We start from the raw sequence: 24,423 nt of genomic DNA, 5'->3' as shown, positions 1-24,423 counted from the left end.
TTGACTCCTCGCTGGCCGGTCCGGGCTTTCGCAACGCCGGGCACTACTGCGGCTCAGACAGAAGACCCCGGACATGCGCTGACGGTGTTCATTGGCTATCGCTGTGGACCACGACCTCCGGACAAGCGGCCTGCTGGGCGCAGTGCCGGGCCACCGATCCAGGAGCAGCCCTGAGAAGCCCTGAAATCTCGGCTGCCGACGACAAGCAGGGACGCGCCGTGCGCTGCATCGAGCAGGACGTCGGCGGCAGTGCCCTGGCGCACCTCGGCACGTACTTCCACTGGTGGCGGCTATCCCACGGCTTCCTCGACGATGTGCGTGAGGTTGCCGTGCGCCCGGGCCTTCATCGCTGCCTCGTCACTGCTCGACGGTGGCAGCCAGCTGAGCGCGCCGTGGGACTGCGGAAGAGGCCGGACAGTCAGTGCCTCCACCGGGCCGTTGGTGAGCTCGGCCTGACGCACGGCCCGGCCCAGGGCCTGCTTCGACGAGTGCGACCCGTCCACTCCGACCACGATGCGTTCGGTGTTCCGGTTCTGGGCAGCCATGGATTCCTCCTTGGCTCGCCGGTGGCGGGCGGCGCGCTCGCCCGGCCGAGCGCGCGCGGGGCTGTCAGCTCCAGCTTCATGGAAACGTGCCGCACGCGCAGCTTGGGAGGTGCAGACGAAGCGGGTGCCGCCGCGCGGCGGATTCCTCTGTGCGCACCACCGCTGAAGGCGACCGCTCGCGGCCGGGCCCGGCCTGTTGGGAGAGTGACGTTGAGCAATTCCTGCACGGCAGGTGGTCAAACGTTGCGGGACCGAGCGCCGCCGGTGGGGAATTCTTGACGATGCCCGGGTGAATTGGCACGGACCACCGCCCTCGTACGTGCCGGCGTAGCCTGCCGCATAGGGCGGAGTGCAGCGTCACGCCTGAGGCAACAGCGGCCATCTACGCAGCTCTTGTCGGTGGCGGTGCTGCGATCGGTGGCGGCGGGGTTGGCCGTGTACGGGGCTTTGAGACAGGTAACCAAAACTGCCGTGAACCGGCGCCGGCAAGTCTTTTGGCAGCTGCGACGCGACACTTGTGCAATGCTTCGCTCGCGCCTGCACGCTTTGGAACGGCCGGAAGCCGGACCGTGCCCTCCCGGGCTTCTCCGCTCCGGGCCGGGCCCGGGCGGTGGCGGCGGGAGGGCGAAGGCGGGCCCGTGTGCCGAGGACGGGTGGCCGCATCAGGTCAGCGGGTGCGGCCCCGCGGCTTCAGGGGTGTGGAGGGGAGCATCGGGGCGGGCAGCCGGGGGCCGTCGTAGCCGTGGACCTCGCCGAAGCGGGTGGTGTTCATCCAGTCCGCGCGGGCCTGCTCGATGTCCTGCTGGGACCGGCCGACGAAGTTCCACCACATCACGATCCGCTCCTCGAACGGTTCGCCGCCCAGCAGCATGAAGGCGCTGTCCACATCGGCCCGCAGCGGCAGTTCCGTCCGGCCGCAGCCGAGGTAGAGGAGGGAGCCGGGCGCCAGCCGGACGCCGTCGACCTCCGCCTCGCCGGACATGGTCAGGGCCGCGTACTCGAAGTCGGGGTGGACCGGCAGCCGGGTGTCGGTGCCGGCGGCCAGGGTGATGTCGGCGCCCATCAGCGGGGTGAAGGTGGTCCCGGGGGACCGGGCGCCGTCCAGTTCGCCGAGGATCACGGTGGCCGACAGCCCGCCCCCGCCGGTGACCCGCGGCAGCTCCGTGTGGTGCTCCCACCTGGGCTCGGTGTGCCGGTGCTCGTCGGGCAGGGCCACCCACAGCTGTGCCCCGTGCAGCAGCCGCGCGTGTTCGCGGGGGGACTCCTCGGAGTGCGCGATGGCCCGCCCGGAGGTCATCAGGCCGAGCTGGCCCGGGCGCAGCGTCTGCTTGCTGCCCAGGCTGTCGCGGTGCAGCACCTCCCCCTCGTGCAGCCAGCTCACGGTCTGGAGCCCGATGTGCGGATGGGGCGGCACCTGCATCCCCGGCTCGTCGGCGATGTCGTCCGGCCCGTAATGGTCCACGAAGCACCATGCGCCCACCATGCGCCGGCCCAGGTTCGGCAGCAGCCGGCGCACCACCGTGGATTCGCCCAGGGGTACGTCCTTGCCGGCCAGCAGGTCGCGGACCGGCTGCGCCGCGACGTCCGTCCGGCCGCCGCAGACCGTGGTCGGCGGCTTGAGGTCGAGGTTGCTCACTGTGGATGTCTCCCAACGTGGTCACGGCGGCGGTCGGGGGCGCGCGGCACCGGCCCGGGGGCCGGGCACCACGCCACCACCACGGCGACCAGCGCGCCGCCGAGCAGCCAGCCACCCAGTACATCGCTGAACCAGTGCACACCCAGATACACCCGGGTGAATCCCACCCCGAGCACCGACACGACCGCGACCACCGCCACCGCGCCGCGCCACCGGGCCCGGACGCCGTACCGGACCGCCAGCCAGTACAGCAGCCCGCAGCCGACCGTCGCGGTGAACGCGTGCCCGGAGGGGAAGGCCGCGTAGTGCGCGCTGTCCACCGGGTCCGGCCACCACGGGCGCTCCCGGCCGACCGCCGCCTTCAGGACCTGCTGCACCACGGCCCCCAGCACCGCGGCGGCGGCCACCCATCCGGCCGCCGACCGGTCGCCGCGCCACAGCAGCCACGCCACGGCCGCCGCCAGCAGGGCCCGCATGGTCCACGGGTCCCACACCCAGTCGGTGAGCACCCGGCTGGTCCGGGTCCAGCCGTCGTGCGCCACCGCGTGCCGGTGCAGATCCTCGGCGCACTCGCGGTCCCAGTCCATCAGGGGCTGCCAGCCCGCCGCCACCAGCACCAGCAGGGCGACGAACACCGCGGTGAGCAGGGCCGCGGTTCCGGCGGCGGCGCGCCGGACGCGGACGGCGCCCGCGGGGCGGGTCCGGGACGGGGCGGAGGGCGGCTGCATGCGTCGATGATCGCTTCCGGCGCGCCGGAAACCAACTCCGGAGGCCGGTGGCACCCGGGGCCGGGGCCGGGGCAGGTGCGCGGAGCGCCTGTCCGCCGGGGCGGCCCTCCGCGTCCCGTGGGCGGGGGCGGGCCCATGGGTGTGGGCGGTTCGCGCCGGGCGGGCGGCACCCGGTACGGGCCGGGGCCCGGCCGGTGGGACCCCCCGGAGCCGGCGTGCGGGGGCGCGGGCTGTCCTGGTGCCGGGTCGGCCCCCCCGCGTCCGGAGGGGCGCGTGCGGGACGGGGATCGGACGGGGGTTCGCCGGTGTACGACGGACGGGCCTGGAGGGGCGGGTGCCGGGGGTTCCGGCCTACGGGCGGGAGCGGGTCCACGGGCGGCGGTCCCATGCGTCGGGCGGTCGCGCTGGTCACGTCGGGACGCCGGTCGCTCCCGGTCCGGAGTGGTGGGAGCTCGGTGCCGCGTCCGGGGGCCTCGCCCGGCGCGCCCGGGGCGGATCTGTCGGGGCCGGACGCCGGAGACCGGGCTGCCCGGGGGCGGGATGGCGTGGTGGTGGGATGAGTGGTGGTGCAGAGCTGTTCGGGCCCGCCGCGTCGCGGGCCGGGCGTCCCGCGGGGGAGGGCCGGCCGGGTGCGCCGGGCCGCCGTGCCGGTTCAGCCGAGCACGCGGAGCGCCGGCACCAGCGCGATCAGGACCGGAACCACCGGGACGAGCGCCGCCGCGGCGGTCAGCCGGCGCCGCCGCCACACCGGCAGCCGGGCGGCGGGGGCGAGCAGCCGGTCCACCCGCCGCGGGACCTCGGCGAATTGCGCCGGGCAGGGGCCGAACACGCCGCGGTCCTCGTTGAGTTCGACCAGCGCCAGGGCGGTGGTCAGCCGTCCGAAACGGCGCGACGCCGCGTCGTCCGCGGCCAGTTCCACCAGCCGGTGCACCTGGTCGCGGAACGCCGCGAAGACCGGTACCTGCGGGAAGCCGGTGGCCAGCGCGGAGGCGCAGTGCAGCAGCCAGTCGTGCCGGGCCCGGGCGTGCCCCTGCTCGTGGGCGAGCACCGCGTCCAGCTGACGGCCCCTGAGGCGGCGCAGCGCGGCGGTGGTGATGACCAGCCGGGGTGTCGCCCCGGGCAGCCACCAGGCGCCGGGCCGGTCGCCCTCCAGGACCACCAGCCGGTCGGCCCGGGGCTCCTCGCCCGGCAGCAGCGGGGCGCGGACCAGGAGTTCGGCGCGCCGCTGCCGGCGCCGGGCCCGGGCCCGCATGATCTCTCGGCCCAGCATCACCGCGGTCCAGCCCGCGCCGCAGGCGAGGGCGATCGCCACCGGACCGGCCCAGCGGTCGTAGGCGGTGAGCGCGTAGGACTCCACCACACCGGCCGGGGCGGGGGCGAAGACATTGCCCCGGACCGCTTCGGACGCCGCGGCGGCGCTCAGCGCCATGGCCAGTCCGCAGCACATCAGCACACCCACCACCACGCACTGCCACAACCACAGTGCGAGGACGGGTTCGCGGTCGAGCCAGTCGGAGCGGGCCAGCAGGCGCGGCGCCAGTGCCGCGGCCAGAGCACCAAGGACCAGCAGCGCGAGCGGGACCATCATGCCGCCAGCCTATGAGCGTGGCGCCGCGCCCGGGTATGGAGATGCCGGGAAGTGACGCACGCCACGGTATCCATCCCGTCCACGCCGGCCCGGGGCGGCCGGGATGCCCGCCCACGCGCGGCCGGCCTCGGCCGTGGGGCGGTGGCGGGAGAGCGGCCGCGGCCACGGAACGGTGGCGGGCGGGTGGCCGGGGCGCTCACATGGTCAGCAGCATCCCGCACATGGCGACGCTCATCGCCAGCCGGCAGGCCGCGGCGAGTTCGGGGCGTTCGGTCAGCGCCACCGCGCCCGGCGCCGGTCCGGCCGCGGCCACCGGCACCAGCCGCAGTCCGGCCCGCACCGCGTACCCGGCGAAGTACCCGAGGAGGACGGCGGTGAGGACGAGGGAGGGGCCGGTGGGACCGGTGCCGTGGCCCGTGTGCCCGGCGCCGTCGCCCGGCGCCGGGAGGACCGCGGCCACCGACATGTAGATCATGGCGACCGCCTCGACGGTGTGGTCCCGCCCCACCCGGCCGGTGCCCGCCCTCCGCCCACCGACAGCGCCGGCAGGGCGCCGCACCGCCGCCACCGCCGTCAGCCGTGCCCACAGGGCGCTGTCCGGTGCCGTCACCGCCGGGACGGCCATCACCGCCATGCCCCAGCCCAGCGCCGCCTCGGCGCGGAAGGCCCGGCGCGGGCCCGGCGGCGCGGCGCGGGCGCGCGCGGTGCAGTACGCCCCGCCGGCGGCACCCAGCACCAGCAGCAGCCAGCCGACGAGTGGTGGACCGTGCACGCCGCCGCACCCCCTTCGGGCGCCCCGGACCGGCCGGAACGGCAAGGGGCGCCGCAGGGAGCATGCCCCGGGGCGGCGGCGGGTACGTCGGCGCGGCGGGCCGGGGGACCTGGGCGGTACGTCGGTGCAACGGGACCGGGAGTACGTCGGCGCTACGGGCCGGGGCCGTATGTCGCCGTGACGGGACGCAAGTACCCGGGGGGACGTCGGCGCGGCGGGGCCGGGGGACCGCTGGACGTAGGCCCCGGGCCGGAGGCCGGAGCCGTTCCGGCGGCCGATGCCGGGCGGCCGAACGGGCTGCCAGCATCGCCGTATGACGACCTCCTGGCCCGCCCATCTCGATGTCGGCGCGGTGCGCTTCGCCCGGCCGACCGCCCGCTACGACGAAGTCCTCGTCTTCTACCGCGACATCCTCGGCCTGCCGGTCATCGGCCAGTGGCGCGGCCACGCCGGATACGACGGGATGCTGTTCGGGCTGCCCGGGACGCCGGTGCACATGGAGATCACGCAGCACGGCGACCCGCCGCGCATCCCCGAGCCCCACCCGGAGAACCAGCTGGTGCTCTACCTGCGCGGGCCCGAGGCCGTCGCCGAGGCGGTGCGCACCCTCGCCGCACGCGGCCACCACCCGGTACCGGCGGCCAACCCGTACTGGCCCGAGCGGGGGGCGGTGGTCTTCGCCGACCCGGACGGCTGGATGGTGGTGCTGGCACCCTGGGTCTTCGGCGCGGAGCCCCCGCCGGCCGTGGACTGAGCGGGTTCCGGGACGCCCCCGGTACGCACCGCCGGTCACCCCGGGACGGGCCCGGCCGGGCCGTTCCGGCACCGGGCCGGGTCGTGACCCCGCCCGCCGGTACCCGACCGGCGCACGGCACCGCCCGGACCGGGGCGGGCCGTCGATGGGCGGCCCTTCGGCCCCGGCGTACGGTGCCCGCGCGGCGGTCCCGGCACGGCGACTCCCGCACGGCCCCCGGGCGCCACGGGGGTGACCCGTACAGGCGGGCTCGTGGGGGCGACCCGTACAGGGCGGGGAAGCCGTGCGGCGGGCGGGGGCGCAGGCCGGGTTCCGGCGGCGTCCCGGCCGGTGGGCTCAGATGCCGGGCCGGTATCGCAGCGGATGCCCCTCCGGCACCTCCACCACGCACAGCCGGACCCCGTCCGGGTCCTCGACCCACATCTCGACCAGCCCCCACGGCTCCTGCAGGGGTTCCCGGACCACCCGGGCGCCCCGCGCAACCAGTTCGCGGTGCGCCGCCCGGACGTCGGCGACCTGCAGCCACAGCTGGAGGCCGGGCGCGGGCGGGGTGTCGGACCGGCCGGCGACCTCCAGGAAGCCGCCCCCGAGGAAGTAGACGGTGCCGCGGTCGGGGCCGGTGCCGAACTCCCGGTGGACCGCGAGACCGAGCGTCTCGCCGTAGAAGGCGCGGGACCGCTCCGGATCGGTGGGGCGCAGCAGCACCCGGCTGCTCAGTACGTGGACCATGCGGCGAACCCTAGCGCCGGGGGCGTTAAGGTTCGCCCTGCCGTCCCCGACGGCGGGGCGGCGCGCCGGACCCGGCGGGTACCGCCATCGCGCGGCGGGACGGCCGCGGCCCGTGGCGCGGCCGCCGTCACGCCGCACGAACCCCTGCCGTACCGAGGAAGGACCCGTCCGCATGGAGACCGCCAGGAGTCCCCGGCCCGCCGCCGGACTGAGCTTCCGTACCGCGACCGACGCCGATGTGCCGGCCCTGGTCGCGCTCGTCGAGTCCGCGTACCGGGGGGACGCCAGCCGGGCGGGGTGGACGACCGAGGCGGACCTGCTGGGCGGGCAGCGCACCGACCCCGAGGGCGTGTCCGCGGTGGTGAACGCCGAGGACGGCCGGATGGTGGTGGCCGAGCGGGACGGCGAGCTGATCGCCTGCTGCCAGCTGGAGCGTCGGAGAGGGGACGTGGGGGAGCCGGTGGCGTACTTTGGGATGTTCGCGGTGCGGCCCGGACTCCAGGGGGCGGGCGTGGGCAAGGCCGTCCTGGCCGAGGCGGAGCGCCTCGTGGCGGCCGAGTGGGGCGCCCGGGAGATGCACATGACGGTGATCGCGGTGCGCGAGGAGCTGATCGCCTGGTACGAACGCCGCGGCTACGCCCGGACCGGGCGGATGGCGCCGTTCCCCTACGGCGACGAGCGTTTCGGTATCCCGCGTCGGCCGGACCTGGAGTTCGAACTGCTGGTCAAGCCGCTGGGCGGGTGAGCGGGCGGGCGGTCGCCGGCTCCGGTACCGAACCCTCGCCGCGGGGCCCGGAGACCCGTTATCCTCCGCACCGCCGGGCTCGCAGAACCCCGTACCGGTCCGCCGCCGCGGGCTCGGAAACGGCCGCGCACCGTCCCGCCGCCGGGCCCGGACGCCGCGTGCGAGCCCACCACTGCCGGGTTCGCAACCCCCCGTACCGGCCCGCCGCCGGGCTCGGATCGGTCCCGTGCCGGTGGCCACCGGGCCGCACGGTCCTTGCCGGGCCCCGGTCCGGCGGCCCGTTCCGGGGCCGCGGCCCGGCCGCCGTCGTGCCCCGCTCAGCCGCGTGCTCGATGCCGGCCCGGGCCCTTCAGGCCCGGCGCTCCCGCTCACGCGCAGCCCGGACCCCGAGCCGCCGGGCTGCGACCCCGGCCCGGACACCGTCCGCCTGCCCCCCGCGCCCGCCGGCCGGCCCGCAGGCCCGGCCGGGGCCGGGAGTCGCCCGCCCACGCGGCCCCCGGACCGGCCGGCCCCACCGCACCGGGCCCGGAGACCCCGTACCGGTCCGCCGCCGCGGGGCCGGGAGACCGGCCGGGGCCCGGTCGCCCTGCCTCAGGCCGTGAAGCGCCCCGCTCAGGCCGTGAAGCGCGCCGCGCGGCGGATCTCCGGGTAGTCGGTGGTTCCGCCGTCGAGGCCGAGGCCGCGGGCGAGCCGGAGGTGGTCGGGGGTGTTCACGGTCCAGCCGATGACCCTCAGACCAGCGTCGTGCGCCCGCTCGACCAGCTCCAGGGTGAGGCGGCGGATGTTGAGCACCAGCGCGCCCGCGCCCACCGCCCGGGCCCGGTCGATCACGTCCAGCCCGTACCTGCTGGCGACCAGCGCGCTGCGCACCGTGGGCAGCAGGGTGCGGATCTCGGCGAGCGCCTCGTCGTGGAAGGAGAGCACCTCCACCCGGCCCAGCAGGTCGCGCCGGCTGATGACCTCGGCCAGCGCCCGGGCCGCCGCCCGGTCCTTGATCTCCGCCTGCAGCGGCGCCCGCACCGCGTCCACCACCTCCTCGAAGACCGGGATCCGCTCGCCCTGTCCGGCGTCGAGTTCCCGCAGCTCGGCGAGGGTGTGGTCGCCGATCGCACCGGACCCGTCGGTGGTCCGGTCCACCTCGGCGTCGTGCATCACCACCAGCGCGCCGTCCTTGCTCAGGTGCAGGTCCATCTCGATGACGTCCATGCCCTCGCGCTCGGCGCGGACGAAGGACCGCAGGGTGTTCTCCGGCTCGACACCCATCACTCCGCGGTGTCCGATGGTGAGGAAGGTCAACGCTGTCTCGCCCTCTCGCTCGACGGTGGCGGTCCAGGCGCCACCGTGGGTTCGGCAGCCTAGCGGCGCGCTCCGGCGCCCCCGGTGAACGGCGCGGCGCCGGGGTACACGACAGGAAAAACATCGGTCTGGGACGGGCGGGGCAGAATAATCTTTCGTGGCCCCCCTTGAGTGGAAGAACCTGCGATAGATACGGTGTCTTTACGCGAGTTTCTCCTGTGGAGGTTGTGTCATGACGGAAATTCTTGCGCCCGAGGTGGCAGGCGCCGATGTTCTGCCCACCGGGCGCGTGGTCGATCACCCGGCCTGGCCGGTGCTGAAGGCTGCCGTGGAGGAGATCCGGCCCTGGCAGTCCAAGGACGGCTCGATCGACTTCGAGGCGGAGAACGCTCCGTCGAGGGACACCGCGCGCGCCGCCGTGGACCGGGCCGCGTCGGCCGTCGAGGAGCTGGCGCCGCTGCTGCCGCACGACGCGGAGTACCACACCGCGGTCGTCGCCGACCTGCGCCGCTGGGCGGAGGAGGGCTTCGGCGTCCCCGACTTCCTCGACTCCCTGCTCGCCTTCCAGCCCGCCCGGGAGCGCGTGGACGGCCGCCAGCACCTGGTGGTCTTCCCCATGTACACCCAGAACGGCAACCCGGACCGGAACTTCGAGGCCGTGGTGCTGCGCATGGTGTGGCCGGAGTGGCTCGCGGAGCTGGAGCGCACCCGCTTCGACAACCCGCTGTTCCTCGGCATCACCTTCGAGGACTTCACGGCCGGCTACGACACCAACTCCGCGGTGCTCTTCCCGGAGACCATCGCGGTCCGCGAGGCCCCCGAGCGCTTCAGCTGGGGCGGCATCTTCTGCGACCGGGAGGCCGCCCGCTTCCGACGGGTGAGCGAGGCCGCCGTCGCGGTGCTCGGCATCGACCTGCCGGAGGACATCCGCCGGCTCCTCGCCGACCAGGACCGCTGCCAGCAGGCGTTCGTGCTCTGGGACATGGTGCACGACCGCACCCACAGCCACGGCGACCTGCCGTTCGACCCGTTCATGATCAAGCAGCGCCAGCCGTTCTGGATGTACGGCCTGGAGGAGCTGCGCTGCGACCTCACCGCCTTCAAGGAGGCCGTGAAGCTGGAGGCCGAGGGCTTCGCCCAGGCCCGGGACGTGCAGTACGCGGTGATCTTCGACCGGATGTTCCGCTTCCCGGTCACCGGCGACCGCAACCGCAACTACGACGGACTGGGCGGGCAGCTGCTCTTCGCCTACCTGCACAAGCACGACGTCGTACGCTGGACGGACAACACCCTGCGCATCGACTGGGACCGGGCCCCGCAGGTCACCAACCAGCTGTGCGCGGAGATCGAGAAGCTGTACCGCGACGGCATCGACCGGCCCAAGCTGGTCCACTGGCTGAAGGCCTACGAGCTGGTCTCCACCTACCTCGCCCCGCACCCCGGCTCGGTGTGGGCCAAGGGCCCCGAGGCGCTGGACACCTCGCTCCCCCCGCGGAAGCTGGTGGACCAGGTGCTCCCGGACGAGTTCCCGCTCAGCATGTTCTACGAGGCCCTGGCCAAGAAGCTGCGCGACGTGATCGCGTCCACCAAGGGCATCACGGCCGACAGCGACATCCGAGCCGCCGCGTGAGCGCGGGGCACGAGGAGGCGACCAGCATGACCACTCCGACGTCGAGCCCGACCCCCAACGAGCCCGGCAACGGGCAGGGGCCCCTGGAGGGCGCCGTGGTGGCCGTGGCCGGGGCCGCCGGTCCGGCCGGCCGCGCCGCGCTGCTGCGACTGGCCGAGGCCGGGGCGACCGTGGTCGCCGCCGACGCCGACCCCGCCCGGCTGGCCGAGGCCGTGGACGCCGCCCGGTACGCGCACGGCGGCGCCACCGTGACCGGCGAGACCGTGGACCTGCTGGACCTGGACGCCACCCGCGCCTGGGCCGACCGGACCGAGAAGGAGTTCGGCCGGATCGACGGCGTGGTGCACCTGGTGGGCGGCTGGCGCGGCTCCAAGACCTTCGCCGACACCCCGCTCGCCGACTGGGACACCCTGCACAACCTGCTGATCCGGACCGTTCAGCACACCTCGCTCGCCTTCCACGACGCCCTGCAGCGCAGCGGCAACGGCCGCTACGTCCTGATCAGCGCCGCCGGAGCCTCCCGGCCCACCGCAGGGAACGCCGCCTACGCCGCCGCCAAGGCCGCGGCCGAGGCGTGGACCCTGGCGCTGGGGGACTCCTTCGCCAAGCTCGGGGGCGACAGCGGACCGCAGGCCGCGGCTACCATCCTGGTCATCAAGGCGCTGGTGCACGACGCCATGCGCGCGGAGCGCCCGAATGCCAAGTTCGCGGGCTTCACGGACGTCAAGGAGCTGGCCGAGGCCATCGCCGGAGTCTGGGACCGGCCCGCCCAGGAAGTGAACGGAACCCGTCTGTGGCTGACCCCAAAGCCGTGAAGGCCGGGCACACCGATGCCCGCCGCCGACACGACCCCGCACTGCGCGGCTTCGCCAGTGACAACTACGCCGGGGCCCACCCGGAGATCCTCGCGGCGCTCGCCCTGGCCAACGAGGGGCACCAGGTGGCCTACGGCGAGGACGACTACACCGCCCACCTGCAGGACGTGGTGCGCGGCCACTTCGGCCCGTACGCCCAGGCGTTCCCGGTCTTCAACGGGACCGGCGCCAACGTGGTGGCGCTGCAGGCGCTCACCGACCGCTGGGGCGCGGTGATCTGCGCCTCCTCCGCCCACATCAACGTGGACGAGTGCGGTGCGCCGGAACGGGTCGGCGGGCTGAAGCTGCTCACCATACCCACCGAGGACGGCAAGCTCACCCCCGAGCTGATCGAACGGGAGGCCTGGGGGTGGGACGACGAGCACCGGGCCATGCCGCAGGTCGTCTCCATCACGCAGACCACCGAACTGGGCACCTGCTACACGCCCGAGGAGATCCGCGCGATCTGCGAGCACGCCCACGAGCGCGGGATGAAGGTGCACCTGGACGGGGCCCGGATCGCCAATGCGGCGGCCACCCTGGACGTGCCGATGCGCGCCTTCACCAACGTCGCCGGGGTGGACGTGCTCTCCTACGGCGGCACCAAGAACGGCATGCTCTTCGGCGAGGCCGTGGTGGTGCTCAACCCCGACGCGGTGCGGGCGATGAAGCACCTGCGCAAGCTGTCGATGCAACTGGCGTCCAAGATGCGCTTCGTCTCCGTCCAGCTGGAGGCGCTGCTCGCCAAGGACCTGTGGCTGCGCAACGCCCGGCACGCCAACACCATGGCCAAGCGGCTGGCGGCGGGCGTACGGGCCATCGACGGCGTCGAGGTGAAGTACCCGGTGCAGTCCAACGCGGTCTTCGCCACCCTGCCGCACGACGTCGCCGAGCGGCTCCAGAAGCGGTACCGCTTCTACTTCTGGGACGAACAGGCCGGACTGGTGCGCTGGATGTGCGCCTTCGACACCACCCCGGACGACGTGGACGCCTTCACCGAGGCGATCGCCGAGGAGATGGGCAGGCGGTAACGCGACGGACCGGCCGCCGGGGCGCGCCCGGTCACCACGGCACGAACGAGGGCCGTGGTGACCGGGCGCGCCCGTGTGCGGACCGGCTGCCCAGCGTCCGTGCGGCGGCCTCGCGGCGGTGCGCCGGCGGAAGCCGGGGCGGCGGGCCCGGGCGGGCAGCGGGGCGTGTCTCCCCGCGGCCGGACGGGCCCGGGTCCCGGCCCGACCGGTGCGCACCGGCAGTGCGGCCGGCGCCCGGCCCGGGGCCGCGGGGTCCCCGCCGCGCCGGTACCGGCCTGCGGGCCGTGACCGGTTCACCCGCCGGTGCGGGTCCTGGGCCGGTCCGCGTGGTCCGCGCCGGTCCGCGCTGGCCCATGCGTCGGTGCCCGCCCCGCCGAGGCGGGACGGGCGGCCCGGCGGCCCGGGTTCAGCGGCGGTCGAGCGCCGCGGCCTCCCGCGGGGCGGGCGCGGTGCCGCCCAGGTGCGCCGGCATCCACCAGGTGTCGTCCGGGCCCTTGGGGCGCACCGGATAGGCGCGCTGCGCGGCCTCCAGCAGCTCCTGCACCCGGGACCGGAGCCGGTCGGTGACCTTGTCGGGGTGGTCGGCCGGGTCGGCCTCCACCGGCTCGCCCACCCGGATGGTGATCGGGAAGTGGTTGCGGCCCATGTCCCGCTTGTGGCCCTTGGTCCACAGCCGCTGGGTCCCCCACAGCGCCATCGGCAGCAGCGGTACGCCCGCCTCCTGCGCCAGCCGGGCCGCCCCGGACTTGAACGACTTGAGGGTGAAGGACTCGGAGATGGTCGCCTCCGGGAAGACCCCCACGATCTCGCCCGAGCGCAGCGACTTCAGCGCGTGCCGGTAGGCGTCCATCCCGGCGGCCCGGTCCACCGGGATGTGCTTCATCGCCCGCATCAGGGGCCCGGACACCCGGTGGCGGAAGACCGCCTCCTTGGCCATGAACCGCACCAGCCGCTTGGCGGGGCGGGCGGTCAGGCCGCAGAAGACGAAGTCGAGGTATCCGATGTGGTTGCTCGCCAGGACCGCCCCGCCCCGGGGCGGTATGTTCTCGGTGCCCTTGATGTCGAAGCGCAGGTCCAGCGCCTTGAACATGGTGCGGGCGATGCCGATCACCGGCGGATAGACGAGTTCAGCCATAGTGGGGGACCCTTCATCGTGTCCGATCCATGGGAGGGTTCTCCCGCCGGAAGTTACGCAGCCGTAGGTTGAGGGCTTGTGGCAGATCGTGCCTGATGTCGGGCCTGTCTGCTAGCGGCTGGCCCCGCCCGGGCGGGAGATTCTCATCACGTCTGCCCGCGCCGCGGCCCGGTAAGCGGGAAGGGGCGCGGCCCGGTAAGCGTTGTCCCGGAGCGGCGGATCGCGGCGGATCGTGGTGGAGGGAGAGTGCGTGGTGGGCGGAAGCGTGCCCGGAGGTGAAGGGGTGCGGCTGGACGCCGCCCAGCTCGGGGCGGCCCTCGGCCGCCGGGCGACGCTGGTGCAGTTCTCCAGTGCCTTCTGCCGGCCCTGCGCGGCCACCCGCCGGGTGCTCGCCGAGGTGGCCGCGATGGTGGACGGCGTGACCCATGTCGAGATCGACGCGGAATCCCGGCTGGAACTCGTCCGCCGGTTGGACATCGTCCGCACCCCCACGGTGCTGGTGCTGGACGCCGGCGGCACGGTGGTGCGCCGGGCCGCCGGACAGCCGCGGAAGGCCGACGTGATCGCCGCGCTCGGTGCGGCGGTGCGGCCCGAACCGCCCCACCGGCCCTGACCGCCCCGCCGGCCGTGACCGCCCCGCCGGCCGTGACCGCCCGGCCGGCCGCCACGCGGCTGCCGGGCCCCGCGCCCGTGGCGGCCGACGGGCCCCGGCGGTGACCCGGCGCCGGCTCACCGCCGTGACGGCTGCCGGGCCGCCCGTCGGCTCACCGCCGGGCCCGGGACCGGGCCCACGCCGGGGGTGCGACCGGCCGCGCCCGTGACGGATCTCGCATCCGTCCGGGCCGTCTTGACGCCCCGTCCCCCGCATCGTCAGTCTGACGTGATGTGGCGTGGCCTCCCTCTCCCTTCCGGTGTGCCCGCCGGTGCGCGCCCCGCCCGCCGGACTGCGCCGCGGGCGGCACCGGTGGCCGCGGCCTGCCGCCGGGGTCCCCGCCGGCCCCCGGCCCGTACCTCCACCCCAAGGACGACCTCATGACGGCCACGCCGGGACCTCGGCACGCCACCCCCCGCCCGCCCCGAGCCCGGAGGCGCCCGGTCCCGCCGGACCGGGTCCCGGCCCGGCCGGGGCCGGGGACGCGGAGCTGCTGCGCGCGGTCTTCCGCCGGCACGCCGCCGGGGTGGCGGTGATCACGGCGGCCGGTGAGCGGCCCACCGGTTTCACCGCGACCTCGCTGACCTCGGTGTCGATGGATCCGCCGCTGCTCTCCTTCGGGGTGGGCACCGGTTCCTCCAGCTGGCCGGTGTTCGCCACCGCCGGGTACGTCGGGGTGCACGTCCTGGGGGAGCACCAGCGGGAGCTGGCCGCCACCTTCGCGCGCAGCGGTGCCGACCGCTTCGCCCCGCCCACCCGCTGGCGCACCGGCCCGCACGGCGTGCCGCTGCTGGCCGGGGTGCCGGCCTGGCTGGTGTGCGAGGTGACCGCCCGGATACCGGCCGGGGACCACCGGCTGCTGATCGCCTCCCCGGTGGCCGGGGACGCCTCGGGGGCGGGCCGTCCGCTCCTCTACCACCAGGGGTGCTTCAACGCGCTGCGGGACTGAGACGTCCCTGCCGCGGCCGTTGGGAAGGTCACAGTTCACCGGCCTTGCCAGCGGCCCGGACGGTCGATGTACTGACGAGTAATATTTCGTTCGGCGAAGGGTCGCCCCGATCGGGATCCGGCCCGAGAGGCGCCTATGCTGCCAGCACAAGGCAGCTCAAGAGACGATGCAGTAGGAGAGCCGGCGTGAGCTTGAGGATCGTTGTCTGTGTGAAGTACGTGCCCGACGCCACCGGCGACCGGCACTTCGCCGAGGACCTGACCGTCGATCGCGACGACGTGGACGGCCTGCTCTCGGAGCTCGACGAGTACGCGGTCGAGCAGGCGCTGCAGATCGCCGACGAGGCCGACGAGGCGGAGATCACCGTGCTCACCGTGGGCCCCGAGGACGCCAAGGACGCGCTCCGCAAGGCGCTGTCCATGGGCGCCGACAAGGCCGTCCACGTCGAGGACGACGACCTGCACGGCACCGACGTCATGGGCACCTCGCTGGTGCTCGCCAAGGCCGTCGAGAAGATCGGCTACGACCTGGTCATCTGCGGTATGGCCTCCACCGACGGCAACATGGGCGTGCTCCCGGCGATCCTGGCCGAGCGCCTGGGCGTGCCGCAGGTGACGCTGCTGTCGGAGGTCTCGGTCGAGGACGGCCGGGTGACCGGCCGCCGGGACGGCGACACCGCCAGCGAGCAGCTGGAGGCGGCGCTGCCGGCCGTGGTCTCGGTGACCGACCAGTCCGGCGAGGCCCGCTACCCCTCCTTCAAGGGCATCATGGCGGCCAAGAAGAAGCCGGTGGAGTCCTGGGACCTGGAGGACCTGGAGATCGACGCGGACGCGGTCGGTCTGGAGGGCGCCTGGACCAAGGTCGAGGACGCCAAGGAGCGCCCGGCCCGCACGGCCGGCACGATCGTCAAGGACGAGGGCGAGGGCGGCAAGCAGCTCGCCGAGTTCCTGGCGGGCCAGAAGTTCATCTGAGGCCCGCACCTCCCTCAACCGCCCTCTTTCCGCAGGAGATAGTGAAGCCATGGCTGAAGTCCTTGTCTACGTCGATCACGTGGACGGCGCCGTCCGCAAGCCCACCCTCGAACTGCTGACCCTGGCCCGCCGCATCGGCGACCCGGTCGCGGTCCACCTGGGCGCCGGTGCCGACGCCGCCGCCGGGGTGCTCGCCGAGCACGGCGCGGTGAAGGTGCTCACCGCCGACGCCCCGGAGTTCGCCGACTACCTGGTCGTGCCGAAGGTGGACGCGGTCGCCGCCGCGTACCAGGCCGTCTCCCCGGTCGCCGTCCTCTTCCCGTCCTCCGCCGAGGGCAAGGAGATCGCCGCCCGCCTCGCGGTCCGCATCGGCTCCGGTCTCATCACCGACGCCGTGGACCTGGAGGCCGGGGACGAGGGCCCGGTGGCGACCCAGTCGGTGTTCGCCGCCGCGTTCACCACCCGGTCCACCGTCACCAAGGGCACCCCGGTCATCACCGTCAAGCCCAACTCCGCCGCCGTGGAGGCCGCTCCGGCGGCCGGCGCGGTCGAGCAGCTGGAGGTCTCCTTCGGCGAGCTGGCCACCGGCACCAAGGTCGTCTCCCGCACGCCGCGCGAGTCCACCGGGCGCCCGGAGCTGACCGAGGCGGCGATCGTGGTCTCCGGTGGCCGTGGCGTCAACGGGGCCGAGAACTTCCCGGTCATCGAGGCCCTCGCCGACTCGCTCGGTGCGGCCGTCGGCGCCTCCCGTGCCGCGGTGGACGCCGGCTGGTACCCGCACACCGCCCAGGTCGGCCAGACCGGCAAGTCCGTCTCGCCGCAGCTCTACATCGCGGCGGGCATCTCCGGTGCCATCCAGCACCGGGCCGGCATGCAGACCTCGAAGACCATCGTGGCCATCAACAAGGACGCCGAGGCCCCGATCTTCGAGCTGGTGGACTACGGCGTGGTCGGTGACCTGTTCGACGTGGTCCCGCAGCTGACCGAGGAGGTCAAGGCCCGCAAGGGCTGACCCGCACCGCCCGTTCGGACGGCCCCCGGCGCCTGTCGTGCCCGGGGGCCGTCCGCGTCCCGGAACCGTCGCGCCGGGGGTCGTCGGCGTCCCGGGGGCTTGGTGCCTGGGGTTGTTGGCGTCCTGAGTCCCCCCGGCCCGTCGCGCCCGGCGCCGTCCGTGTTCCCCGCGTCCGCACCGCCGGGCGGCGGGGAGGGGCCCGGGTTGGCGGCGTCCGCGACCGCCGGCGGCCGGCTCCGGGGCCGGACGGCCGGTCACCGGCCCGGTCCACCGGCCCGGGGGCCGGACCGGTGGACCGCCGGACCGGTGAGCCGGTGGGCCGTGGGCCGCCCCGGCGGAAGCCACCGGCCCGGTCCACCGGCCCGGGGGCCGGACCGGTGGACCGCCGGACCGGTGAGCCGGTGGGCCGTGGGCCGCCCCGGCGGAAGCCACCGGTCCGGTCCCCGGCGGGGCCACGCCCCGGGGCCCGGCGCCGACCGGGGTCCGCCCTCCGGTGAGGTGTTGACCCGCGACCTGACCCCGGATAACTTCGCTCTACGGATTGTTGATTCCGTGAAGCGGAAAAGAAAGGGTGAGGGTATGGGTCAGCAGGAGACGGTGAGCACCAGCCTGGCGGGCGCCGTGGCCGAGGACATCGCGTCCTCCCTCGCTGGGGTCGACGCCGAACTGGCCCGGCGCTACCCCGGCGACCCCGGCACCCGGCAGCCCGTGCACACCGTCTACGTCCCGGCCGACGCCTTCTCCGCGACCACCGTGCGCGAGTGGGGCGACCAGGCCCTGGCGGCGCTGGACCGGCACGCCCCGGACGCCGCCGCGCTCGCCGCCGTCCTCGGCATCCCCGACGACCTCGCCGGCCCGGTGTACGACCGGGTCCGCGCCAAGCTGGAGCGCGAACCCGTCGAGGACCTGCGCATCGACTTCGAGGACGGGTACGGTCCCCGCCCCGACGCCGAGGAGGACGCCGCCGCCGCCCGTGCCGCCCGGCTGGTCGCCGACGCCTGCCGCGAGGGCACCGCCGCGCCGTACACCGGTATCCGCATGAAGTGCATGGAGGCGGCCGTCCGGGACCGCGGCATCCGCACCCTGGACATCTTCCTCACCGGACTGATGGAGGCCGGTGGGCTCCCCGAGGGGCTCGTGCTCACCCTGCCCAAGGTCACCTACCCCGAACAGGTGACCGCCATGGTCCGGCTCTGCGAGGAGTTCGAGAAGGCCCGCGGCCTGGCCCCGGGCCGTATCGGCTTCGAGATCCAGATCGAGACCACCCAGGCCGTTCTCGGCCCGGACGGCCGCGCCACCGTCGCCCGGATGATCGACGCCGCCCAGGGCCGCGCCACCTCGCTGCACTACGGCACCTTCGACTACAGCGCCTCCTGCGGGGTCAGCGCCGCCCACCAGTCCCTGGACCACCCCGTCGCCGACCACGCCAAGGCGGTGATGCAGGTCGCCGCGGCGGGCACCGGGGTGCGCCTGTCGGACGGCTCCACCAATGTGCTGCCGGTCGGTCCCACCGCTCAGGTGCACGACGCCTGGCGGCTCCACCACGCACTGGTCCGCCGCTCCCTGGCCCGCGCCTACTACCAGGGCTGGGACATGCACCCCGGCCACCTGCCCACCCGGTACGCCGCCGTCTACGCCTTCTACCGCGAGGGCCTGGAGCGGGCCGCCGCCCGGCTCGCCGCGTACGTCGGCCGGGCCGGCGGTGACGTGATGGACGAACCGGCCACCGCCAAGGCGCTCAGCGGCTACCTGCTGCGCGGCCTGGACTGCGGCGCGGTGGACCCGGCGGAGACCGAGCGGCTGACCGGTCTGACCCGGTCCGACCTGGAGCGGCTCAGCGGCCGGCCCACCGCCGGCTGAGCCGGGCCGCACCGCCCCGGGGCAGAGCCCTGCGGTGCGGACGCTCCCCGCGGGCGGGCCGGCGGCGGAACCTCCGCGGGGGGAGCCGGCGGCGGGAAAACCACCGGCCGCCCCTCCGCCCGCTGGGCTACCGTGCGGTGCGACGACGACACCGCACGGGGAGTACACAGGTGGACATCAGCAATCCCGGCGACATCGCCGCGTTCGGCCGGCTCTTCGAGGCGTTCCTCCAGCAGGTCGTGCACCGGGAGGAGCAGCCGGACGAGGCGCAGTCGCTGCTGGGACGGCTCACCCGGCATCTGGGCCGGCCCCCGCAGGACATCCCGGTCGTGAAGGCCACCCGGCCGCCGTACGACCACGCCAATGTCCACCTGGCGCTGGAGCGCTGGTTCAACACCGAGGGCCGCGGCCACGAACTGATCGGGGTCACCGGCGAGAACCGGCGCTTCGAGTCGCTCGCCGAACTCCTCATGGCCGCGCAGACCTACGGCCGCTACCGGGTCGGCGCGGTGGACTACGCCTATGTTCCGGTCTCCACCGACGAGGAGCTGGCCTGTGTCTCCTTCGGCCTCTACCTGGGTACCGACGGCGACGACCGGTACGCGGTGCTGCTGCGCGGACCCAGCGGCGAGTACGACGGCAACCACGTCACCCTGGAAGTGCTCGCCCCCAGCCGGGACGCGGCGAAGGGGCTGCTGTCCGGGATCGACCGGCTGATCCGCGAGCACAACGTCTTCCGCGGCAAGGTCATCTCCTTCGAGGGGTCGGACTTCAGCGAGGGCATCGGGCCCTTCCGGTTCCACCGCCGGCCGGCGCTGAACCCGGCCGACATCGTGCTCCCCGAGGGCCTGCTGGACCGCGTCGAACGCCAGGTGGTGGGCGTCGCCCGGCGCCGGGAGCGGCTGCGCGCCACCGGACAGCACCTCCGCCGCGGCCTGCTGCTGTACGGCCCGCCCGGCACCGGCAAGACGCACACCGTCCGCTACCTCCTCTCCCAGCTGCCGGAGTTCACCGTCGTGGTGCTGGCCGGCACCACCATCCAGCACGTGGGCGCCGCCTGCGCGCTCGCCCGGCAGCTCCAGCCGGCGCTGGTGGTGCTGGAGGACTGCGACCTGGTGGCCGAGGCCCGCGACTACAGCGACGGCGAACAGCCGCTGCTCTTCCAGGTCCTCAACGAGATGGACGGCCTGGGCGACGACGCCGACGTGGCGTTCCTGCTCACCACCAACCGCGCGGACCTGCTGGAACCGGCGCTCGCGCAGCGGCCCGGACGGGTGGACATGGCGGTGGAGATCCCGCTGCCCGACGAGGCCGGCCGCCGCCGGCTGCTGGAGCTGTACGGCGGTCCGCTCGGCCTGGACGACGCCGCGACGGAGTCGGTGGTCGACCGTACCGAGGGCACCACGGCCTCGTTCACCAAGGAACTCGTCCGCCGCACCGTGCTGTTCGCGGCCGAGCGGGACTCCGAGGTGGTCGAGGTGGCGGACCTGACCGCCGCCCTGGACGAACTGCTCTCCGACCGCGATGCGCTCACCCGAAGGCTGCTGGGCGTGCCCGACCCCGCCTGCGGCCGCGGGGACCTGGACGACGAGCTGGACGAGCTGGACGACGACGAGCTGGGCCGGCTGGACGACCCGGACGCCGACCCGGTCTGAGGCACCGTCCCGGGGCACGGCGGACCGTGCCCCGGGACGCGGCGGGCGCCGGGCCGGGCGGATGCCGGCCGGGTGGCGGGTGCCGGCCCGGGGTGCGGAGGCGGCGGTCCGGCGTGCTGCCGGCGGCGGGGCCGGTGGGCGGCCGGGCGCGCAGCCCCCGTACCGCCGCCGCACCGCGCCGGCGCGCAGCCGGGCCGTACCCCGTTCCGCGGCCGGGCCGCCCGCGCGTCGGCGCCTCCGGGGGCCGCTCAGCGCAGCACGGCGGCCAGCAGGTCGGTGCCCAGCGCCGTCAGGTCGGGCAGGTTGAGGCTGTGGCGCACGTACCGGCCGTGCCGCCGCGGGGTGAGCAGGCCCGCGCGGCGCAGGACCGCGAGGTGGCGGGAGACCTCGGGGGCCGACAGGTCCCAGAGGTGGGCCAGCTCACCGGTGGTGTGCGGGCCACGGGCCAGGGTGCGCAGCAGCCGCAGCCGTACCGGATGGGCGAGCGCCTCCAGCCGCAGGCTGACCGTCTCCAGCGGCACCGGCTCCGGTGGTCGCGGCTCGGCCACCGGGTACTGCACCACCGGCTGCCAGCCGGGCGCGTGGACCACCACCAGGTGCGGGCTGTTGTGGACGCTGGGGATGAAGGTGACGGTGTCGTGGGCGGTGGTCGCCTTGTCCTGCAGCTTGTCCACGACGATGTGGTCGCCGTCCGGGGCCAGGGCGACCGCCCCGGAGACCGACGCCAGCGCCGCCCCGGCGCCCTGCCGCCGGAGCAGGTCGTTCTTCAGCCGCAGATCGGTGGCGAGACGCACCGCGGCGTCCGCCCAGGCGGCGTCGAAGAACGCTTCCGCGCACTCTTCGAGGGTGTGGCGCACCCGCGCCCGCACCGCGGCCGGGTCCGCCAGCAGCCGTTCCGCGAACGCCTCCTGCCGGGCGCCACGGGCCTGGGCCAGGTCCAGGGCCCGCCGGCGGGCGGCCGGGTCGGTCAGCGGCGACGGCGCGGGGAAGCGGACCCGGCCGCCGCCGCAGGTGGTCACCAGCGCGGCGGTCACATAGGTGTCGTCGTCGAGCAGATCGACGTCGTCCAGCTCCTCGGCCAGGGTCGGCCGGGGGCGGGCGGGCAGCAGGAAGTCGGCCTGGGAGGAGCGCCAGAGGAACTCCGCCTCCCGCAGCCGCTCGGCCAGCTCCGGCCGCAGCCCGTCCCACACCTGAGCGGCCCAGCCGGCGAACCGCGGATGGTGCCCGGGTTCGGCCAGCACGTGCAGCATCGCGGTCAGTTCGGCCAGCGGGGAGGCGGCGAACCGCAGGCGCTCGTCCGGCCGACCGCCGATGTCGATCCTCAACGTCATCCGCACAGCATCACGCAGCGGCCGGCCGGCGGCGTCGCCGATTGACGCGGACCGTCAATCCGGGCGGCCGTCCGGGCGGCGGACACCACCGTGGGCGCCATGACGACCCCCCTCACGACCCGGCCCCGCGCCCTCGTCCGGGCCCTCGGCGGCCCCCGCTACGCGATGGCGCTGGCCGTGGACTCGCTCGGCACCGGCCTGCTGCGGCCCTTCCTGCTGCTCTACGGGATGACGGTGCTGGAGCTGTCCGCGCCCGCCACCGGCACCGCCATGGCGGTCGGCGTCGTCGTGGGCCTGGGCTGCATGCCCGCGGTGGGCCGCTGGCTGGACCGGGGCGCGCGCAGCACCGTGGTGGCGGCGTCGATGCTGGTCCGGGTGGTGGGCGTGGCGCTGCTGCTGGCCACCCCGGTCGGGCAGGCGGCGCCGTTCGCGGCGGCGGCGCTCCTCCTGGGGGTCGGCAACCAGGCGTGGCCGGCCGCCCACGCGGCCCTGGTGGCCACGGTCTCGCACGGCCGGGAGCGCGACGCCGCCCTCGCCGCGGCCCGGGCGCTGCGCAACGCCGGCCTGGGCGCGGGCGCGCTCATCGCCACCGTTGGCCTGGCCGGGGGCGCCCCCGCGCTGCGGGCAATGGCGGCCACCACCGGCCTCGCCTGCCTGGCCGCCGCCGCCCTGACCTGGTCGGTCCGTCTGCACGCGCGGCCGGCCGCCGCCCCGGCGGGGGAGGACCTGCCCGCCGGCCCCGCCCCGCGGATGGGCGGGCTGCTCGCCGCCAACGTCATCTACGTCTTCTGCCTCAACGTCCCCGAGATCGCGCTGCCGCTGGTCCTGGTGACCCAGCTGCACGCCTCCCCGGTGTGGTCGGCGGCGATCTTCGTGGCGAACACCGTGCTGGTGGTCACCCTCCAGGTGCCGGTCACCGTCCTGATGTCCCGCTTCCCCCGGCGGACCGTGCTGGCCCTGTCCGGCGTGGTCCTCGCCGTGTCCTACCTGGGCTTCCTCGCGGCCACGCAGTACGGGCGGGGCTGGGGCGCCCCGGCCGTCGCGGCGGTGTCCGTGGTGTGCACCATCGGCGAGATCCTCTACGCCGGCAGCGCCACCGCGCTGGTCACCGCCCTCGCCCCGGCCCACGTCCTGGGACGTGCCCTGGCCCGCTTCGAGGTGTCCACCGGCTTCGGCCTCGCCGTCTCCCCGGCGGCCATCACCGCCCTGGCCCCGCACGGTCCGGCCGCCCTGTGGGGCGGCCTCGCCGGTGCGACCCTGCTCGCCGCCGGTGCCGTCGCCACCGGGACGGACCGGGGCAGCCCGGCCGGCGACCGCCCGGCGCGGGCCGGCTCGGGGGCCGTCGCGGCGGAGTGACCCCCGGGCGCGGCGGCCCCTCGGGCGGGAGGTGCCGCACGCCCGGGCGACCGCCGGAGGCCGGCGTACCCGGCGGCGGGGTGCGCGGGCGGGCCGCGCCCCGGGGGACGTACGGGCGGTTTGCCGCGGCCGGCAGCGGCCCCCGGTCAGGCTCCGGCGGGCGGCGGGATCTCGCCGGAACCGCGCACGATCAGCCGGGTCGGCAGCACCACCCGGCGCGGTTCGGGGGCCGGCGTGCCCGGGCCGGTGGCCGCCCCCGCCGTCTCCAGCCGCCGGAAGAGCGTCCGTGCCGCGGTGCCACCGAGCCGGGCCGCGTCCTGGGCCACCACGGTCACCGCGGGGGAGAGCAGGTCGGCGAGTTCGAAGTCGTCGAAGCCGACCAGGGCGACCGGCCGGGGGCGGCCGGCGAGCACCCGCACCACGGTGACCGTCACCCGGTTGTTGCCGGCGAAGAGCGCGGTCACCGGAGGGTCCCCGTCCAGCATGGCGAGGGCCGCGGCACGCACCCGCGCCGGGTCGGTCGGGCCCAGCGACACCCATGACGGGTCCACCGGCAGCCCGGCCCCGGCCATCGCCGCCCGGTAGCCGCGCAGCCGCTCGGCGGCGGTGTGGATGCGCGGCCGGTCCCCGAGGAAACCGATCCGGCGGTGACCGTGGGCGATGAGGTGGGCCACCCCGTCGCGGGCGCCGCCGAAGCTGTCCGACAGCACGGCGTCCGCCTCGATCAGCGCGGCGGGCCGGTCCACGAAGACGGTGGCCACCCCGGCCGCCAGCTCCGGCTCCAGATAGCGGTGGTCGTCACCGGCCGGGATGATCACCAGTCCGTCCACCCGGCGCGCGCACAGCGCCAGCACCAGTTCCTGCTCCCGCTCGGGGTCCTCGGCGCTGGACCCGTTGATCAGCAGCGCGCCGTGGGCCCGGGCGACCTCCTCCACGGCACGGCTGAGCGGCCCGTAGAAGGGGTCCGCCAGGTCCTCCAGGACCAGGCCGACGCTGGCGGTGCGGCCCTTGCGCAGGATGCGGGCGCTGTCGTTGCGCCGGAAGCCCAGGGCGGTGATCGCCTCCCGCACCCGCCGCTCGGTGTCCGGGGTGACCCCCGGCTCGCCGTTGACCACCCGGGAGACGGTCTTCAGACCCACCCCGGCCCGGGCCGCGACGTCCTTCATCGTGGGCCGGTTGCCGTAGCGGCGCGGC

General features: G+C 75.4%; 22 protein-coding genes. 12 read left to right on the top strand and 10 right to left on the bottom strand.

Translation table 11 applies throughout. From position 1 onward, the window contains the following. Nucleotides 1–290: 290 nt before the first annotated feature. The 5 genes from IHE55_RS30660 to IHE55_RS03360 all read right to left on the bottom strand — a co-directional run bounded on the left by IHE55_RS30660 (nt 291) and on the right by IHE55_RS03360 (nt 5,269). The gene (locus IHE55_RS30660; protein ID WP_232265433.1) at nt 291–545 is read right to left on the bottom strand and encodes a universal stress protein; all 255 of its coding nucleotides are present in this window, start codon (nt 543–545) and stop codon (nt 291–293) included. Nucleotides 546–1,212: 667 nt separating this feature from the next. Beyond that, the gene (locus IHE55_RS03375; protein ID WP_197987654.1) at nt 1,213–2,181 is read right to left on the bottom strand and encodes a pirin family protein; all 969 of its coding nucleotides are present in this window, start codon (nt 2,179–2,181) and stop codon (nt 1,213–1,215) included. Further along, entirely contained in the window at nt 2,178–2,909 is a 732-nt protein-coding gene (locus tag IHE55_RS03370) for a phosphatase PAP2 family protein (RefSeq protein WP_197987653.1), read from the bottom strand. Before IHE55_RS03370 ends, IHE55_RS03375 begins: the two co-directional genes overlap by 4 nt. A gap of 652 nt (nt 2,910–3,561) precedes the next feature. Beyond that, nucleotides 3,562–4,497 carry a M56 family metallopeptidase gene (locus IHE55_RS03365; RefSeq protein ID WP_197987652.1) on the bottom strand — a complete coding sequence of 312 codons (936 nt, stop codon included), beginning with the start codon at nt 4,495–4,497 and terminating at the stop codon, nt 3,562–3,564. Nucleotides 4,498–4,693: 196 nt separating this feature from the next. After that, the gene (locus IHE55_RS03360) at nt 4,694–5,269 is read right to left on the bottom strand and encodes a DUF5134 domain-containing protein (protein ID WP_197987651.1); all 576 of its coding nucleotides are present in this window, start codon (nt 5,267–5,269) and stop codon (nt 4,694–4,696) included. 313 nt (nt 5,270–5,582) lie between these two features. Here IHE55_RS03360 and IHE55_RS03355 point away from each other — a divergent pair, with 313 nt between their 5' ends. Continuing rightward, on the top strand, nt 5,583–6,023 hold the full coding sequence (locus IHE55_RS03355; protein WP_197987650.1) for a VOC family protein: 441 nt from the start codon (nt 5,583–5,585) through the stop codon (nt 6,021–6,023). Between the two features lie 336 nt (nt 6,024–6,359). On the opposite strand, the gene IHE55_RS03350 is transcribed toward IHE55_RS03355, so the two are convergent. After that, nucleotides 6,360–6,752: a VOC family protein gene (locus IHE55_RS03350; RefSeq protein ID WP_197987649.1), complete on the bottom strand. Its 393-nt coding sequence runs from the start codon at nt 6,750–6,752 to the stop codon at nt 6,360–6,362. A gap of 172 nt (nt 6,753–6,924) precedes the next feature. Here IHE55_RS03350 and IHE55_RS03345 point away from each other — a divergent pair, with 172 nt between their 5' ends. After that, nucleotides 6,925–7,497 carry a GNAT family N-acetyltransferase gene (locus IHE55_RS03345; protein ID WP_197987648.1) on the top strand — a complete coding sequence of 191 codons (573 nt, stop codon included), beginning with the start codon at nt 6,925–6,927 and terminating at the stop codon, nt 7,495–7,497. Between the two features lie 612 nt (nt 7,498–8,109). Here the strand turns inward: IHE55_RS03345 and IHE55_RS03340 are convergent. After that, on the bottom strand, nt 8,110–8,793 hold the full coding sequence (locus tag IHE55_RS03340) for a glycerophosphodiester phosphodiesterase (RefSeq protein ID WP_197987647.1): 684 nt from the start codon (nt 8,791–8,793) through the stop codon (nt 8,110–8,112). A gap of 232 nt (nt 8,794–9,025) precedes the next feature. Here IHE55_RS03340 and IHE55_RS03335 point away from each other — a divergent pair, with 232 nt between their 5' ends. From IHE55_RS03335 to IHE55_RS03325, 3 genes are read left to right on the top strand one after another with little or no spacing between them, the layout of a single operon-like run. After that, nucleotides 9,026–10,423, top strand: a complete 1,398-nt coding sequence (locus IHE55_RS03335) for a DUF6421 family protein (protein ID WP_197987646.1) — start codon at nt 9,026–9,028, stop codon at nt 10,421–10,423. A 26-nt stretch (nt 10,424–10,449) separates the two neighbouring features. Next, nucleotides 10,450–11,238, top strand: coding sequence for an SDR family NAD(P)-dependent oxidoreductase (locus IHE55_RS03330; protein ID WP_197987645.1), 789 nt, complete (start codon nt 10,450–10,452; stop codon nt 11,236–11,238). Beyond that, complete coding sequence (locus tag IHE55_RS03325) at nt 11,217–12,308, top strand: threonine aldolase family protein (RefSeq protein WP_197987644.1); 1,092 nt, start codon at nt 11,217–11,219, stop codon at nt 12,306–12,308. Before IHE55_RS03330 ends, IHE55_RS03325 begins: the two co-directional genes overlap by 22 nt. A 406-nt stretch (nt 12,309–12,714) precedes the next feature. Here the strand turns inward: IHE55_RS03325 and IHE55_RS03320 are convergent, their stop codons facing one another. Then, on the bottom strand, nt 12,715–13,443 hold the full coding sequence (locus tag IHE55_RS03320) for a lysophospholipid acyltransferase family protein (protein WP_197987643.1): 729 nt from the start codon (nt 13,441–13,443) through the stop codon (nt 12,715–12,717). A gap of 250 nt (nt 13,444–13,693) precedes the next feature. Between IHE55_RS03320 and IHE55_RS03315 the strand changes: the two genes are divergently transcribed. The 6 genes from IHE55_RS03315 (at nt 13,694) to IHE55_RS03290 (ending at nt 20,542) form a co-directional block, all read left to right on the top strand. After that, entirely contained in the window at nt 13,694–14,056 is a 363-nt protein-coding gene (locus IHE55_RS03315; protein ID WP_372442611.1) for a TlpA family protein disulfide reductase, read from the top strand. 529 nt (nt 14,057–14,585) lie between these two features. Next, on the top strand, nt 14,586–15,044 hold the full coding sequence (locus IHE55_RS03310) for a flavin reductase family protein (RefSeq protein WP_197991756.1): 459 nt from the start codon (nt 14,586–14,588) through the stop codon (nt 15,042–15,044). Between the two features lie 185 nt (nt 15,045–15,229). Next, entirely contained in the window at nt 15,230–16,015 is a 786-nt protein-coding gene (locus IHE55_RS03305; RefSeq protein ID WP_197987642.1) for an electron transfer flavoprotein subunit beta/FixA family protein, read from the top strand. Between the two features lie 49 nt (nt 16,016–16,064). After that, nucleotides 16,065–17,027: an electron transfer flavoprotein subunit alpha/FixB family protein gene (locus IHE55_RS03300; protein WP_197987641.1), complete on the top strand. Its 963-nt coding sequence runs from the start codon at nt 16,065–16,067 to the stop codon at nt 17,025–17,027. A gap of 579 nt (nt 17,028–17,606) precedes the next feature. Beyond that, nucleotides 17,607–18,887, top strand: a complete 1,281-nt coding sequence (locus tag IHE55_RS03295) for a DUF6986 family protein (protein ID WP_197987640.1) — start codon at nt 17,607–17,609, stop codon at nt 18,885–18,887. A 170-nt stretch (nt 18,888–19,057) separates the two neighbouring features. Next, nucleotides 19,058–20,542, top strand: a complete 1,485-nt coding sequence (locus IHE55_RS03290; RefSeq protein WP_307826493.1) for an AAA family ATPase — start codon at nt 19,058–19,060, stop codon at nt 20,540–20,542. 248 nt (nt 20,543–20,790) lie between these two features. Here the strand turns inward: IHE55_RS03290 and IHE55_RS03285 are convergent, their stop codons facing one another. After that, a complete protein-coding gene (locus tag IHE55_RS03285) occupies nt 20,791–21,873 on the bottom strand; it encodes a DUF5937 family protein (RefSeq protein ID WP_197987639.1) in 1,083 nt (360 codons plus the stop codon). A gap of 99 nt (nt 21,874–21,972) precedes the next feature. Between IHE55_RS03285 and IHE55_RS03280 the strand changes: the two genes are divergently transcribed. Then, nucleotides 21,973–23,229 carry an MFS transporter gene (locus IHE55_RS03280; RefSeq protein WP_197987638.1) on the top strand — a complete coding sequence of 419 codons (1,257 nt, stop codon included), beginning with the start codon at nt 21,973–21,975 and terminating at the stop codon, nt 23,227–23,229. Nucleotides 23,230–23,375: 146 nt separating this feature from the next. Here the strand turns inward: IHE55_RS03280 and IHE55_RS03275 are convergent, their stop codons facing one another. Next, nucleotides 23,376–24,395, bottom strand: coding sequence for a LacI family DNA-binding transcriptional regulator (locus IHE55_RS03275; RefSeq protein ID WP_232265850.1), 1,020 nt, complete (start codon nt 24,393–24,395; stop codon nt 23,376–23,378). Nucleotides 24,396–24,423: the final 28 nt, after the last annotated feature.

The sequence above is a fragment of the Streptomyces pactum genome, from assembly GCF_016031615.1.
Taxonomy (GTDB): domain Bacteria; phylum Actinomycetota; class Actinomycetes; order Streptomycetales; family Streptomycetaceae; genus Streptomyces; species Streptomyces pactus.
Note: the sequence above shows the minus strand (reverse complement) of the source record. Positions and strands in the feature narration are given on the sequence as shown.

What these genes read in the sequence shown, in the direction of transcription:
- IHE55_RS30660 (WP_232265433.1), bottom strand. Translation starts at nt 545, where the DNA reads ATGGCTGCCCAGAACCGGAACACCGAACGCATCGTGGTCGGAGTGGAC.
- IHE55_RS03370 (WP_197987653.1), bottom strand. Translation starts at nt 2,909, where the DNA reads ATGCAGCCGCCCTCCGCCCCGTCCCGGACCCGCCCCGCGGGCGCCGTC.
- IHE55_RS03365 (WP_197987652.1), bottom strand. Translation starts at nt 4,497, where the DNA reads ATGATGGTCCCGCTCGCGCTGCTGGTCCTTGGTGCTCTGGCCGCGGCA.
- IHE55_RS03355 (WP_197987650.1), top strand. Translation starts at nt 5,583, where the DNA reads ATGACGACCTCCTGGCCCGCCCATCTCGATGTCGGCGCGGTGCGCTTC.
- IHE55_RS03350 (WP_197987649.1), bottom strand. Translation starts at nt 6,752, where the DNA reads ATGGTCCACGTACTGAGCAGCCGGGTGCTGCTGCGCCCCACCGATCCG.
- IHE55_RS03345 (WP_197987648.1), top strand. Translation starts at nt 6,925, where the DNA reads ATGGAGACCGCCAGGAGTCCCCGGCCCGCCGCCGGACTGAGCTTCCGT.
- IHE55_RS03335 (WP_197987646.1), top strand. Translation starts at nt 9,026, where the DNA reads ATGACGGAAATTCTTGCGCCCGAGGTGGCAGGCGCCGATGTTCTGCCC.
- IHE55_RS03330 (WP_197987645.1), top strand. Translation starts at nt 10,450, where the DNA reads ATGACCACTCCGACGTCGAGCCCGACCCCCAACGAGCCCGGCAACGGG.
- IHE55_RS03320 (WP_197987643.1), bottom strand. Translation starts at nt 13,443, where the DNA reads ATGGCTGAACTCGTCTATCCGCCGGTGATCGGCATCGCCCGCACCATG.
- IHE55_RS03300 (WP_197987641.1), top strand. Translation starts at nt 16,065, where the DNA reads ATGGCTGAAGTCCTTGTCTACGTCGATCACGTGGACGGCGCCGTCCGC.
- IHE55_RS03295 (WP_197987640.1), top strand. Translation starts at nt 17,607, where the DNA reads ATGGGTCAGCAGGAGACGGTGAGCACCAGCCTGGCGGGCGCCGTGGCC.
- IHE55_RS03285 (WP_197987639.1), bottom strand. Translation starts at nt 21,873, where the DNA reads ATGACGTTGAGGATCGACATCGGCGGTCGGCCGGACGAGCGCCTGCGG.
- IHE55_RS03280 (WP_197987638.1), top strand. Translation starts at nt 21,973, where the DNA reads ATGACGACCCCCCTCACGACCCGGCCCCGCGCCCTCGTCCGGGCCCTC.
- IHE55_RS03275 (WP_232265850.1), bottom strand. Translation starts at nt 24,395, where the DNA reads ATGAAGGACGTCGCGGCCCGGGCCGGGGTGGGTCTGAAGACCGTCTCC.